This window comes from Bacillota bacterium (genome assembly GCA_012842395.1).
Classification (GTDB): domain Bacteria; phylum Bacillota; class SHA-98; order UBA4971; family UBA4971; genus UBA6256.
In genome coordinates this window covers 55,704-69,621 of the sequence record DUSX01000010.1, presented here as the reverse complement: position 1 = coordinate 69,621, position 13,918 = coordinate 55,704, and the positions used below count along the sequence as shown (strand labels likewise).

Sequence of the window (13,918 nt, the reverse complement as noted above, 5' to 3'; positions counted from 1 at the left end):
CCCCCCCCCCCCCCCCGGACAGAATCGGGAGGTCCCCTGTTTGCCTGCCTTGCTTTCCAATAGATCAACTCGCGTTTCCGTTGCCACGCGCAGTCCTCGGCAAAACGCGTTCACTTTGTTGTCTCCCAAGGGAGGGCACTCCCCGCCGTGGCGCTCGTACCACCGGTGCTCTCATTAAGTTCCCGAAAGCGCTCCCGGTGCCCTATTGTTCCGGTCAGCGGCACGGCCCGCGACCTCCACGCTTGTGTACCCTGTTCAGAGCTAAAGCAGTCGTTCAAAGGCTTGGGTGGGACTTGATCCTTGGGGCTCCATGCCATAGTCGTCCCAGTTGTTCCTTCACTTCGCTGACCCAGGGGCTCGCGTTTCTTGCCGCAGCCCTTATCACGAAAACACCCGACAAGGATTCCCGGAGCCCCTCGTATGCCTTGCAACTCTCGTGTAGCACACGTGTAGCACATACGCAGGTGGGGGAAGAGCGAGATGCTGGACCGACTTATCGCCGAACTATCCTCGCACAGGCCGCTGGACGCGTCCCGTCAGAGAGCGCTTCTCCTCGCGGCGGCCGCCCTCGTGGAGATGCGCGACCCTGTGACCGCGGGGCACTCCGCAAGGGTAGGCAACCTCAGCGCCATCATCGCCCGCGAGCTCGGGCTGATTCCTGATATCCAGAGCGCCCTACGACTGGCGGGGCTGGTCCACGACATCGGCAAGATAGGCGTGCCGAAGGCTTACCTCGTGAAGGCAGGCAAGCTCACCGAGGAGGAGATGGCAGAGGTCCGTAAGCACGCGGGCCTGAGCTATGAGATCGTGTCGGAAGTGCCCGGCCTCGTCCATATAGCGCAGATCGTGCTTCATCATCATGAGCGTCTGGACGGGCGGGGATATCCCACGGGGCTCACCGGAGAAGAGGTCCCGCTCGGGTCCCGCATCCTGTGCGTCGCAGATAGCTTCGACGCCATGGTCACCGACCGGGCCTACAGGTCGCCGCTCCCGCTGCGCGCCGCCATCGCCGAACTCGAGCGGTGCGCCGGCACGCAGTTCGATCCCGCGGTGGTTGAGGCTCTCAAGGCGTACCTCCTCCGCACCGACCTGCAGTTCCCGTAACACGCAAGATGGTTATTGTCGAACGACATACAAGACATGTAACATGCAAGGCGACCGGATGGGCGCAGCAGACGATACACTCGTCGGCGTAAGCCACGCGCAATAGAAAAGAGAGTTGGTTAGGAGGCATCTGAAGTGAAGTGGTTCCTGAACGTACGCATGAGGTCTAAGATCATCGCCCTGGTAGTGGTTCTTCTCGGAGTCGCCGTCTGGATCGGAACGTTCGCCCTTACAAGGTTGGAGGCAGTCAAAGCCGACGCCACCTCTCTTGCCACCAACTGGCTGCCGAAGACCAAGTACCTTGGAGACCTCAAGGGGCATGCGTCCGATCTGAGGCGGCGTGTGCTCCAGCACGCCATAAGCACCACAGAGGCAGAGTTCAAGGAATACGAAGAGAAGATTCAGAGCGACCGGAGCGAGTTCGAGGCCGACTACGAGCGCCTGGGGTCCATGCTTGTTACGGACGAGGGCAAACAGCAGTACGCCACCATAGGGCAGGACTGGAAGGACTTCGCGGCCGTTGTGGACGAGGCCACGTCCCTCGCAAGGCAGATGCGAAACGACGAGGCCATTTCCCTGCTCCGCGGGCGCGGCTCCGAAATCGGGGATCGGCTGGCTGCCTCGGTTGATCAGATCATCGCCATAATCGACAGGCAGGCGACAGGGGTTGTGTCGGAAACCGAGGCTACAGCGACTGCTGCCACCCGTAGCATTATCGTTACCATAGCAGTCTCCAGCATCCTGAGCCTCCTGCTCGGACTGCTGCTAGCCAAGACCATCGCCGATCCGGTCCAGAAGCTTGTCAGGGTAGCCAACAAGGCGGCCCAGGGCGACCTCTCCGAGGAGCTCCAGGCTCACTCCACGGATGAGATCGGCATCCTGACGAGGGCATTCGCAGCCATGCTGGGAAGCTTGAGGTCCCTCATCGGGGAGGTCACGGCCTCCGCCCAAGCCGTGGCAGCCACCAGCGAGGAGCTGTCAGCCTCAGCGGAAGAGTCGGCCAAGGCGGTACAGCAAATATCCGATACCGTCCAGCAGGTGGCCGCCGGGACGCAAGACCAAAGCTCCAGGACAAGCGATGTGGCAACATCGGTGGGCCAGGTCGACCAGGCGATAATACAAGTAGCCAAGGGCGCGGAGTCGCAGGTGAAGAGCGTCCATGAAGCTTCTACCGTGGTTAGTGATATGAAGAAATCCCTCAGCGAGACGATGCAGGCTCTCGAGACCGTGGGGGAGTCGTCGCAGCGAAGCGCGGAGTCAGCCGCTCGGGGAGGGGAGTCGGTCCGGAACGTCATTGCCAGCATGGAGCGCATAGCCAGCACGACGCGCACGGTTGCTGAGCGCATTGGTGAGCTGGACAAGCACTCCCAGGAAATCGGGCGCATACTCGAGGTCATCGACGACATCGCGGAGCAGACCAACCTGCTCGCCTTGAACGCCGCCATCGAGGCGGCGCGAGCGGGCGAGCACGGGCGCGGGTTCGCCGTGGTGGCGGATGAGGTACGCAAGCTAGCGGAGCGCTCATCAAGTGAGACGAAAGCCATTGCGGAGCTGGTCGGCCGGGTGAGGCAGGCAACGGAGAAGGCTGTGAGCGCCATCGATTCAGGCCTCAAGGAAGTCGAGGCCGGAAGCGCGCTTTCAGAGGAGGCCGGGAAGGCCCTCGCGCAGATCTCATCCAACGCCGAAGAGGGCGGATCGCTCATCGCAAGGCTCATCGAGTCGGCGCGGGCCCTTGCCGAAGCGAGCTCCAGAGTGGAAAAGGCCATAGACGACATAGTGAGCGTGGCGGAAGAGAATACCGCCGCCACTGAAGAGATGGCCGCGAGCGCCGAGGAGGTCAAGAAGGCGGTGGACGCCATCGCGTCGGTATCCGAGGAAACGGCGGCATCGGTCGAAGAGGTCTCGGCGTCGGCAGAGCAAGTGAGCGCGTCAATCCAGGAGATGGCAGCATCAGCCCAGTCCCTGGCCGATATGGCTCAGAAGCTGCGCGACGCGGTGAGCAGGTTCAAGGTGTGACTGTGACCAAGAACAGAAAGGGGACAGCGAATTGCTAGGTACATCCGAAGTTCAGTCGCACACATCACCAGTCGGGCCCAAACCGCCCGGGACCGCCCCGCCCGGCAAGCCGGGAGCGGCCTCGGGCCAAACCGACGAGATCCAGTCGGAACAGACCGGCGAGATCCAGCTGGTCACGTTCAAGCTGGGCAGCGGGGAATACGGCATCGACATAATGCAAGTCCAGGAGATAATCAGGATGCCGGAGATAGTGCGCGTGCCGAAGGCGCCAGAATTCGTCGAAGGGGTCATCAACCTCCGGGAACAGGTTGTGCCCGTCATAGACCTCGCAAAACGTTTCGGGACGGCCGCGGTGTCGGGGATCGCCGCGCCACACGAAGCCTCTGGAACGTCTGGTGTGTCAGGCGCGGGTGTAGTGTCCGGGGCACCCGGGTCATCTGTGGCATCCGGGACGCCTGCCACATCTGGAACATCTGGCACATCTGTGGCTGGCAAGAGGACCGACTCCAGCCGCATCGTGGTTACCAACGTCGAAAACTGCCCGGCGGTGGGCCTCATCGTGGACGCCGTTTGCGAGGTCATCCGCATCCCGACCGATGCCATAGAGCCGCTGCCGGACATCGTCGCCGATGCAAGGTCCGACTTTCTGCGAGGCATTGGGCGGGTCGACGGCAGGCTCATCATCCTGGTGGACCTCGGCAAAATGCTGTCCGAGGAGGAAACCGCACAGCTCGAAGCCCGGCTGGAAGGGGATCCCGCAGCCTCCTCAGGAGCCGTCGGGTGACCCGCTTGGCCGGCCCAGGGCTTCCTTGACCCCCTGGGCATACCAGTAGTAGACCATAATTTGCAGCGCGACGGCCACCAGAGTGCGATGGCCGCCGCGCTGCAGTCGATCCAGCAGGCGGGCGGCGCCCGGACGGTCAGGCCAACCGCCGGCTGCAAGAACCGAGACCAGCCAGAAAAACGGCGGGATGATCATCGTGGTCATGCGCACGCTGAAGGTTGGATGCTTCCTGAGGTACACGACGGCCATGTGGCCGCGCTCGATCTCGCGGCGCCGGATGGCCGGGAGGTTCTCGACACGAAATTCGTGTTTGAGATGGTAGCCCCCGGGCGCCTCGGACCGCACAACGCGCAGCCCGAGCTTCTTCAGCCTCTTGCCGAGTTCCAGGTCTTCCCAGCCGTATTCGGTGAAGTCCTCGTCGAAGAGACCGGCCTCGATAAGCCACCGGCGCGCGATTGAGACATTGCCGCTGGCGAAAAATGCCATGGAGATGTCCGAGATCTTGCGAGGTTCGGCTGTGGGGTTCTCCAGGTTCGTCGTGTAGATGACCCGCCCATGCACTATGACCTTGCTGCTGTCCAGGATGGCGGCCAAATCATCGCCATCGTGGCCGGCTCTCGTCCACGTCACACCTTGCAGGCTCAGCACACCAGGCATACCCCGCGCGCCCGGGCCCTCCTCCGACCGCCAGCCTTTCCGTTTCCGAAGGGCCTCACTGACGTGCGCCATGACGTGGGCCTTCAGGAAGTCTGCGCGTGTCACGATGTCACTGTCCAGGAAGATGAGCAGGACACCCCTGGCGATTCTAATGCCCTCGTTCCTGGCCGCGGCCGCGCTGGTATGGGCGCGGTAGCGGTACACGAGTGGGCAGCGAGCCGGGCCGACGGCCTCATGGACCTCGCCGCCGACTGCGCTGGCCTCCGGAGCCCGTCCGTGCCACTGCCGGACGAGATAGTCTACCATATCCCGCGTCCCGTCGGTGGAACCATCGTCGATCACGACGATCTCGTAACGATCAGCAGGAAACGTCTGGTCAAGAAGCGCACGCAGGCATTTCTCCAGGATCGCCTTCCGGTTGTAAGTCGGGACTATTACGCTCACTACCGGGCCCCAACTGCCATTATGGTTGCGGCCATGGTGCCGGCCCCGCCCCTGGTCCTGGCCCTGATTACGAACTTGCGCTCGGCCCTGGCCCTGGTTCCCGCTCTGATCCTGGCTTTCGCCCCGGCCTTGATTTGGGTTTTGACCACGGTTCTGCCTTGCCATACGTCCCTTTCCTCCGACCCATCCTCCCTGCGCCGCCCACTCACTGCGCCGCTGGAGCATCGCAGCCTCAGGCACAGGCGCTTTGCCGCCTGGTCACGCCGCCCGTGCCGGCAGCGGCGCCAGGCGCGCCAGGCTGGAGCGGGAGTCCCCCCTTTCAGGAGCGTGAGCGCGCTCCTTCGCATTCCCGAACTCGAGCCGGCACGTGCTCGCCAAAGTACGTGAGAACGCCGTAAACGATGAAGAAGAGAGGAAGCATGTTCCCCGAGTATATAGTGAGGTCGAACTGGAGATGCGCAAGGAGCGTAGCGAACGCGGCCAAGGCGACCCCGGACGCGCCGCGAACGTGTCCCATGGCCTCTCCATCGGCCTGTTCCGCGGCTGTCCCGGAGGCCTGTTCCGTGGCCCCTTCGGGGGCGGGAGGCAGCGAGCAAGCCCATCGGATCCGAAGAACCCGTCGGGCCCGAAAAAGCCCACAGGCCCTCGCGCCGTTCGCGATGCCAAGGCAAATTACGCCGAGAAACAAAGCAAGCCCAGGTATCCCGGTCGACGCGCCGAACTCCATGAGGATGTTGTGCGCTGTGGACATCACCTCGTGGCTGCGCTCTTCGGGATGCGGATAGCTTAAGTACACCTCATGGAAGTTATTTACTCCAACCCCCAGGATCGGATGGTCTCTCAGCATGTGGATGGCTGTGCGCCAGATCTCAAAGCGATCGCTGTTGGCGGACGGCCTCACTATGCTCGCGTATCGTGCCAAGAGGGGCGGGTACACAGCGGCGCACGTGACAAAGACAGCAAAGAGACCTAGAAGGGCAAGGACAAGCGTCTTCCCTGAGCGACGGGAGCGCAGACTGACCACGAGAAGGACCGTCAGGCCCACACCGAGTGCCACCAGGCCCCCCCGCGATTGTGTTGCCCCCAATGCCGCTCCCATTACGGCGACCATAATGATGAGTGCTATCTTCTCCCAGCGCCTCGCAAAGCCTATGCACCCCAGTGCTACGACTATCGCAACGGCGAACACGGTCCCCGCCAGATTGCAGCCACCGAATGGTAGCTCCGCGCGTGGCAATCCCCCGCGCCCCGACAAGTAGAGACCGAATACGGTCAGTCCATATACGGCACCGAAGGTGCTGGACACAAGAAAGCTCCGCATCAGGCGTCGGCCCAGCCCAGTACGGTCTGTCATCACCCTATTCACCGCTCCGAGCGTCACCCAGACACTCAGGACCATCCCCACTGTGCCACCCCAGGCGTCGAAGCGGCTGACGGCCGATACGCCCGACACCATCATCCACGCACCCAGTGCAAGGAGGACGATGGTGGAGCGCGTGGCACGGACGGCTCGCGCGTTGGGATCGACGGCAAGTCGGTACAGTTGGTAGGCAAGGAGCACGAGCTGTGCGCTGAGGCTGTGACCGAGACCCAGCCCTATGGCGCCGGCGTAAAAGGCCATCCGTTCGATCCTCGAAATCCCGGACCGCGACGCTGCCGCCTCGTGTCCCTTCAAGGAACGCGGCCCCCGGAGAATCATATTCCCGTCTGCTAACGCGACGATATCGGTCTCTGACAACTCAGAGGTCCCTCTTTCCCCGCGGCACAGTATCCCCTCTGTTCCGATACCCACGGCCCACGGCCGTCCGAAGGCTTCACGTGATCCTGGGCCGTCCTGACGTTCTGACGACGTGGCAACCCCCTCGCTCCCCCTGCAAGCCCCTCGGCTTGAGTGCCCCCCAGCGCCCTCTCGTGGCAGCAGGGTCGTCCGCAAGCGAAACGAAAGCTCACGCGGTCCGGAGGCCGGTAATTCACGCGCACAAAACTGTTGCCATGGACGTCTATACTTGTAATTGTATTCTAGCTGGAAGACAGGAATCCTTCCGCTCAGGCGTCGCTGCCCAGGCGGCCGTCCAATACAGCGTGAGTCTCCGCGGTCCACTCTATTGTTTTGCGGAGGCGAAAGTCACTGGTGCGTGGGCGCGAGTGCCGGTGGCCGACGGCACCGCTGATGTCCCGGCCCTGGCCATCCACGGGCTGCTGGGCGTGGGGTATCGGTGGTAAACCTGGGAGGGAGGCGGGCCAGTTGCCCCCGCGGGACATGCCTCCATCTCCCAAATAGCAGGAGGTGGGGATCCCCGGTCGCCCAGTGGCGAAATCACTGATAGAATTTGGCCGTCTCGCATTCGTGGTGCTCACCTTCAACGCTCGCGATCTGCTACGCAGCTGCCTTGCCAGCGTCTTTGAGGAATGCGCATTGCTGGCAAACTCCATTCCGAAAACCTCGGTCCCCCAAAGGGCTTCAACATCGGGATCGCGAAGGCTTTGGACGCGGGGTCGCCGGCGTACTGAGGTCTCTATCGGATGTGGACTTACAAATCGGCCAATGCCTGCATCGGATGCGGGTTTCATAGTCGGTGTGAACGCGCATTGCATGCGGATTCCAGAGCGCCTCGAAATGCACACGCAGTGCAGGTTCTCATGGCTGTGAGTTCGTCATCGGATGCTGTTCCCGGGCGAGACAGTTGCGATAGGAAGCATGTCCCTGTCACACCGGTCGACTGCGAAGCAGATCTGATGATCCCGGCCGATAATCATGCCCGCCGACAATGATCCCGGCCGCTCCCCGCCGATGTGCGCCGATAACGGTCCCTGCCGATCCCCACGGATCGGATTCCCGCCCAAAACGATCCCTGCCGTTCCCAGGCCGACAGCCTTCCGTCGGCAAAGCCGATTATCGCGATTTCGTATCGGAGAGAGCTGAAATCAGTTATGGGGATCTGAACGCGCAGCCTTCAGCCAGCCGCCAGCCGGGGGCTGAGGCTGAACCGCGGCCCCTGCCCCTCTAGCCAGCCGATAATGAGCTTTCAGTCAACCTCCAGTCGGCCTTCAGCCGGCCCTCAGCCAGCCTTCAGTCAGCTCTCAGCCATCCTTCAACCAGCCTTCGGCCATCTCTTAGCTTTTTGACTGATGAGCTATCGCAGCGGGTTGCATCCAACAGCCTGACACAGATCCCAGAGGGTTTGCCCGAAACCATGTCATGATACAAACCAACTGCTTCAGTGGCACTGTAGCCTGCGGCAGGAAATCCCTTTTCTGTATAGAATTATACGGTATGGATATCAGCGTCCCTAGAGAGTTGCTAGACGAAAATGCCTTGTGCTTGGCTGCCAAAATGCTGTATATCGCCATAATCGCGGATAACCGCGGCCAACACGCAGTGTCTTTCCAGGAGCTTGCGCGGATGACCGGGATTCGAGACAGGCGCACGATTGTGCGATGCTTGAAAGCGCTCCAGGAGACAGGCTGGATGCAGGTCAGCCCGACCGGCTCTCGACCTGGAACTGGCTCGACGAATGATCCGCACGGCGGATTCGACGGGACGGGGCCTAACCGGGACGACTGGCGACGGCTCAGAAAGATTGTCCTAACTCCCCGTAACCCGGTCATGGAACTTAGGATACGGAAAGCTGAGGAGTTCAACAGTCGCCTGAGGACTGCACCCCATGTGGGTGAATTCCTCATGAAGGGGTGGCTAGACCTGCTCGTGGACGACACCGATTATGTTGACAACTTCAGGCCCGATTTCCTCAGGAACCCGGTTACCGGAGAAAACCTCGAATACGATCGGTATTACAGGCGCGGCGTGGCATTCGAGTTCAACGGCCCACAGCATTATGGCCCGACTCGCCGATATCCGGACAGGGACCGTGCAAGGGATCTTCGGGTACGTGACCTAATAAAGAAGGCTCTCAGCCTCGAAAACGGCGTTGAATTGCTGATTATACGCCCAGGGGACCTCTCCATGAGCAGGCTCACTGCGAAAATCGGAAATCGGCTGCCTCTGAGACTCGTGGACTTTTCTGATCCCCTCAGAACGGCACTGGACAAGGCTTCCAGCGTCTATACCCGAAGGGTGAGCAGGTCGGTGGCACAGGAATAGCAGGATGCCCCGCATCAGGCGGACCACAGAAGGAAACCGAGAGTGACCTCAGACCGAACGTAGCACTCCCTTTTACACACTCTGGAAGGTCTTTTCCGCAAGAAACCTGCCCTCGGCCACATGTTGCAACGCGTGACGCGCGCCAATCGCAATCATCGTATGCCTTTCGCGGTGTTCTGAACCGAAGTATCAGCCGCACGTGGAACGTAGACTGCAACGATACTACCCCGAGAACCGGCGGTGGTTGCCGTTTTCATCCTTTCGCTGCTGGTGCCAGCCGTGGGCCGGCATGGAGAACTGCCTTGAAAACAGCCGGATGGCCGCCGTTTTCATCCCCTCGCTGGCGCCAGACGCAGGCTGGCATGGACGACTACTTTGAAAACGGCAGTCCGATGGCGTTTTCATCCTCTCGACAGCGTCGATAGCGGCGGCAGCTTGCCGCCATGGACGACTACCAGGTGATCTCGAATAGGCGGCTGCGGCCCATCACCTGGTTTGCGGACCAGATGCCGATGGCGGCGCCGACCAGCGTGTCGCTGGGCCAGTGGGCGTGCTCGTACACCCGCGAGATGGCGACAAGGGTCGCGCCCGCATAGAAAAACACCCGATACTTCGGATATTGCCTCGCGAGGACCGTGGCAAGGGCGAACGCGGCCGCGCTATGGCCGGACGGCATGGAATTGTACCCCTCGCGAATGCACGGACCTGCGAACGAATACGGGCCCTGCCCGAGCCCCGGACGGGCGCGCCCGAAGGCCGCCTTCAGAATCGCGCAGCTCAAGCCGGAGTAAACCACGGCGTTTGCCGCAAGATACCCGGTCTCCGGATCGCCAAGCGCCACGAGACCCGATATCCCGAGGGTTGCAACGCCCGTCCCGAGATCTGTGATGACGTCCCCCAAGCGGTCCATCCGGGGGTCCCTCGCGCCGGAGTTGATCCGATCATATAGGTCTCGGTCCACGAGCATGACGGCGCCGCCCGCTAGTGCTAGCAACGATGCCTTACCGGGATCGATCTCGACGCGACCCCCGTAAATCCTGCACAGGTCTTCCCGGAGCGCGTTTGTAGGACCGGCAGGGCAGGCGGCACCGGCACCGAACCCGTCCACCAGGTTCGTGCTGCGGCTCCCGACGGGAGTCCCACGTGGGCCGTCGTCTATAGCGATAACACAAACCTCGAATGGAATACGCTCGGAAGTAACCTGAACGTATTCCGCTCCGGATGGCGACGGCGGTCCCCCCGCAACTGCGGACTCGCTCAAGCGCCCGGTAGGAGCCACCACGGTCGGCACCGCCCGTTCCGGTCCGGGCACCGGAGCCGCTGGCACAGGTCCAGAGATCCGTAGCTCGGGAGCCCAGGACTCCCCCCCAGGGGCTGGGAGGTCCGACCCGGAGACCAAAACGTACTGGGACGAGTGTGCGGGTGAACGCCCGAATGAATCCGGGGCAGGGGCCGGGCAAGCCAGGGCCGACGGGGTACCAAGCGCCAGTGTCGCCACTGCGGTCGCCACGGCCACAGCGATCATCATGACGACCTGTGCGCCTCCGGGGATGCGGCAAGGCCTGTAGTGAACCTGCATGGTGCCACCTCCAGAGCCTCCTGAGCTTCCGCTGCCTGATGTTGACCTAGAGAATGAGCGTCTCAAGCAGACAATGCACTTCTTAACAAGAGAAGAGTATCCGACGCCGGTAAAGATCCGGTGATGACGGGGCAGGCTGCTGGCCGCTGCTTGCTGGCACGGCCGATCACCCAGAACAACGAATGCCTCGCCTCGGGCCATCATTCGCCGACCCCGACGTTAGCCAGCCTGGTATGACCAGCGGTGGCGAATGACGGCCCCGCCGCGCCCCTCACCGTCGCACCGTCGACCTTCGGGGACCGCTTCGCCCACCCGCTGCGCCGTGGCGGGCGCCGCCTAGCCAGCATACCCGCGCGGGTGATGACGGTGCCACTCCCAGGCGGTGGCGATGATCTCCTCTAGGTCGCCGTAGCGTGGCTTCCAGCCGAGCTCGCGCGTTATCCGGTCCGAGCTCGCGACGAGCGCGGCAGGATCCCCCGGGCGACGCGGCGCGTCTACCACAGGAATGTCACGTCCCGTGACGCGGCGCGCGGTCTCGATCACCTGCCGCACCGTATACCCCTTGCCGTTGCCGAGGTTGTATGCCCGCGAGCCGCACCCGGCCACCAGTGCCTCGGCGGCGAGCACGTGCGCGGACGCGAGGTCGCACACGTGGATGTAGTCGCGGACGCAGGTCCCGTCTGCGGTATCGTAGTCGGTGCCGAACACCTCCAGGCGGGGGCGAAGGCCCAGGGCGGTCATGAGTACGAGGGGGATGAGCTGCGTCTCCGGGTCGTGGTCCTCGCCGATGTCTCCTGCAGGGTCGGCCCCAGCGGCGTTGAAGTACCGGAGCGCAATATACTTTATGCCATACGCCCGGTCGTAGGCCGCGAGCACTCGTTCGAACATGAGCTTGGTCTCGCCGTACACGTTCGTCGGGCGGCAGTCGGCGTCCTCATCGATGGGAACGCGGTCCGGGTTCCCATAGACAGCCGCCGAGGACGAAAACACGATGCGGCCCACGCCCGCCGTCCGCATCGCCTCCAGCAGGACGAGGCCTTTAGCCACGTTGTTGTGGTAGTATTTCGCGGGGTCCCGCATGGACTCGGCCACCGAGGTATAAGCCGCGAAATGCATCACCACGTCGAACCTCTCCGAACAAAGCACCCGGGCCAACGCTGCCGCATCGCCCGTATCGCCGACCACGAGCGGGCAGCCGCACGCCGCCACGGCCTCGCGGTGGCCTTTCTCCAAGCTGTCGTACACCACCACCCCGTGTCCCGCCCGGACAAGCTCGCGGACCACGTGGCTTCCGATGTATCCGGCTCCTCCCACCACTAGCACGTTCACGGGCAATAGCTCCTTCCTCGCTTACCTTTTGAACTGGATCTCTAGCCCGAACCGCGCAAGCGCCCCGTCCCAGGTCGCGCTGATATCATAACAATGATGGTGGTTCGTCAGCGAGAGGTCGACGTTATTGACGGCGTTCCCATCGATGTCGTACGTTGCGCGGGTCCCGAGGCTCCACGACTCGTTGACCCGGACGGTCACGTCCGCCGTCACCTGGTTGAGCGCGGAGACCGCGTCGAAAGCGAACGGGCTTGCGCCCGACACCGCCCGGCGCGTGTATTCGAGCCCGGCAACGACCCGTGGGCTCTCCGCCCCGAACGCCTCGAGGCGGCCGAAGCTCCCGTCGAGTCTCGCCGTAGCAGTGAGCGACGCGAGGCCGTCGCCAGTGCCGTACCACGCACGCCTTATAGATGCGCCCAAACCTGCCGTGAGGCTGACGCCGGCACCGGAGACGAGCTTGAGAGGACCCGAGGACACGGATACCGCCGCGTACGAACGGGTGGACTCAATCCCGCCTGCGGGTTCCTCGAACCGCCCGATGCCTCCGCTGAGCGTCACGCGCATGGCGGGACCTCCGAAGGGGCTGAGCGTGGCGTCCACGGCGGGCAAGGCATAAACCGCCCCCGTGCTCGGAAGGTCCTTTCGGGCAACAGCATTGAGCGCAAGCGGCCCTAGCTTTGCGGCGGCCGTGACCCCGCCCTGCAGCCCGGCGTCGTAGGCCGTGCCGGAACGGTAGCTAGCGTCAGCCGCCACGGAGATGGCCGATTCATCCGCTTGAGCCGTCGGCCCGGTCAGGTCCAGCGAGCAACGAAAAGACCCGTACGGCCCTTCCCACGAGCGCAGTCCCGCTGTAACGCTCGCGCCCGCGCCCGGCCACAAGCTGGCGTCAGCGCGCGCCTCCAATTGAAGGCCTCCCGGCCGCGTCACGTAAGCCGCGTCGTACCGTATGGTGAGGTCCTCTCGCGAGCGGTCCAGGTATGAAACGCCTGCCACAAACCCGTTCTCGGCGTCGTATCCCAACCTCGGGACTGGGTAGCCTTCTCCCTCGACCCACCCGACCCTCTCCCCGCGGAGCGGGATGGTAAGCCTCGGCAGAACCAGCACTGGCACGTGCTCCAGCCACAAGACCGGCCACTCGGCCACAACGCGTTGGTCAGGATATATCACAAGCCGTTTCGTCGTCACCCGGTAGCACGGGTCTTCCAGGTCGCACCCGGTTGCGTACGCGTCGGACAGCGTGAGCCTGTCGGGAGCCACGTCCATCTCCTTCCCCCGCACGTTGACTCCTGGAACGGAGCCGTCCGGGTCGAGCACCCGCCCAGCGGCGGCCTTCATATCGTATGAGAACAAGCTGCAGCGCGTCACGGAAGAGCCCCGTCGGATTACGACGTTGCCGCGCGCCAAGAGCGCCCCGGCCCCGACGTCCACCCGAACATAGTCGCAGGACACGATGAGGTCGCCCTGGCTTGCATGCACATTGCCACGGGCCTCGATGATGGTCCCCTCAGCGCCGTAGTGATACTCCGTTGAGTCAGCCTCGATCACCACCGGTTCTTCGCTGGCACCGGAGTCGACCGCGGCAACCGGGACGTCGTCCGCCCGGCCCGACGCGCGCGCCTCCTCGGACCAGGCCGGCACGAGCACGAGCATGACGGCGGCCAGGAGGACCGCCGCGAAGGCGGCCCCAGACCGCCCCGAGTACCGTGGCGTAATCCCCCGTCTCTCTTCTTGGCGGCGCTCGGCTTGCCCGTGCCTGCACGACGGCACGCCTGGAGCCCAGCTGTCTCGGACGCCAGATCCGAGGAAGGCACGGCGCAGGCACGCCGTCCCGCAGGGGCGAGGGCGGCACCCTTGGACAGAACCTAGGCGCTGAAAAGCAATGCGAACTCGGAGCAATCCGCCT

9 protein-coding genes are annotated in these 13,918 nt (G+C 63.3%); 4 read left to right on the top strand and 5 right to left on the bottom strand.

Features of this window, described 5'->3' with window-relative positions:
- Positions 1–480: 480 nt before the first annotated feature.
- The 3 genes from GX515_04815 to GX515_04805 all read left to right on the top strand — a co-directional run bounded on the left by GX515_04815 (position 481) and on the right by GX515_04805 (position 3,904).
- The gene (locus GX515_04815) at positions 481–1,104 is read left to right on the top strand and encodes an HD-GYP domain-containing protein (protein ID HHY32339.1); all 624 of its coding nucleotides are present in this window, start codon (positions 481–483) and stop codon (positions 1,102–1,104) included.
- Between the two features lie 135 nt (positions 1,105–1,239).
- Positions 1,240–3,120, top strand: a complete 1,881-nt coding sequence (locus tag GX515_04810) for a methyl-accepting chemotaxis protein (protein HHY32338.1) — start codon at positions 1,240–1,242, stop codon at positions 3,118–3,120.
- A gap of 31 nt (positions 3,121–3,151) precedes the next feature.
- Complete coding sequence (locus GX515_04805; protein ID HHY32337.1) at positions 3,152–3,904, top strand: purine-binding chemotaxis protein CheW; 753 nt, start codon at positions 3,152–3,154, stop codon at positions 3,902–3,904.
- Here the strand turns inward: GX515_04805 and GX515_04800 are convergent.
- Both GX515_04800 and GX515_04795 read right to left on the bottom strand, forming a co-directional pair.
- The gene (locus GX515_04800; GenBank protein ID HHY32336.1) at positions 3,887–5,170 is read right to left on the bottom strand and encodes a glycosyltransferase; all 1,284 of its coding nucleotides are present in this window, start codon (positions 5,168–5,170) and stop codon (positions 3,887–3,889) included. The two genes, GX515_04805 and GX515_04800, sit on opposite strands and share 18 nt — an antisense overlap.
- Before the next feature lie 154 nt (positions 5,171–5,324).
- Positions 5,325–6,743: a hypothetical protein gene (locus tag GX515_04795; protein HHY32335.1), complete on the bottom strand. Its 1,419-nt coding sequence runs from the start codon at positions 6,741–6,743 to the stop codon at positions 5,325–5,327.
- A gap of 1,536 nt (positions 6,744–8,279) precedes the next feature.
- On the opposite strand from GX515_04795, the gene GX515_04790 reads away from it, so the two are divergent.
- Positions 8,280–9,107, top strand: a complete 828-nt coding sequence (locus tag GX515_04790) for a hypothetical protein (GenBank protein ID HHY32334.1) — start codon at positions 8,280–8,282, stop codon at positions 9,105–9,107.
- Between the two features lie 451 nt (positions 9,108–9,558).
- On the opposite strand, the gene GX515_04785 is transcribed toward GX515_04790, so the two are convergent.
- The 3 genes from GX515_04785 to GX515_04775 form a co-directional block, all read right to left on the bottom strand.
- Complete coding sequence (locus GX515_04785; GenBank protein ID HHY32333.1) at positions 9,559–10,686, bottom strand: phosphatase PAP2 family protein; 1,128 nt, start codon at positions 10,684–10,686, stop codon at positions 9,559–9,561.
- Between the two features lie 336 nt (positions 10,687–11,022).
- Positions 11,023–12,015, bottom strand: a complete 993-nt coding sequence (gene galE, locus GX515_04780) for a UDP-glucose 4-epimerase GalE (protein ID HHY32332.1) — start codon at positions 12,013–12,015, stop codon at positions 11,023–11,025.
- A 21-nt stretch (positions 12,016–12,036) separates the two neighbouring features.
- Positions 12,037–13,782, bottom strand: coding sequence for a DUF3769 domain-containing protein (locus GX515_04775; protein ID HHY32331.1), 1,746 nt, complete (start codon positions 13,780–13,782; stop codon positions 12,037–12,039).
- Positions 13,783–13,918 lie beyond the last annotated feature (136 nt).

Excerpts from the sequence above, each read along its gene's own strand:
- GX515_04815 (HHY32339.1), top strand. The coding sequence starts at position 481 with ATGCTGGACCGACTTATCGCCGAACTATCCTCGCACAGGCCGCTGGAC.
- GX515_04800 (HHY32336.1), bottom strand. The coding sequence starts at position 5,170 with ATGGCAAGGCAGAACCGTGGTCAAAACCCAAATCAAGGCCGGGGCGAA.
- GX515_04785 (HHY32333.1), bottom strand. The coding sequence starts at position 10,686 with ATGCAGGTTCACTACAGGCCTTGCCGCATCCCCGGAGGCGCACAGGTC.
- GX515_04790 (HHY32334.1), top strand. The coding sequence starts at position 8,280 with ATGGATATCAGCGTCCCTAGAGAGTTGCTAGACGAAAATGCCTTGTGC.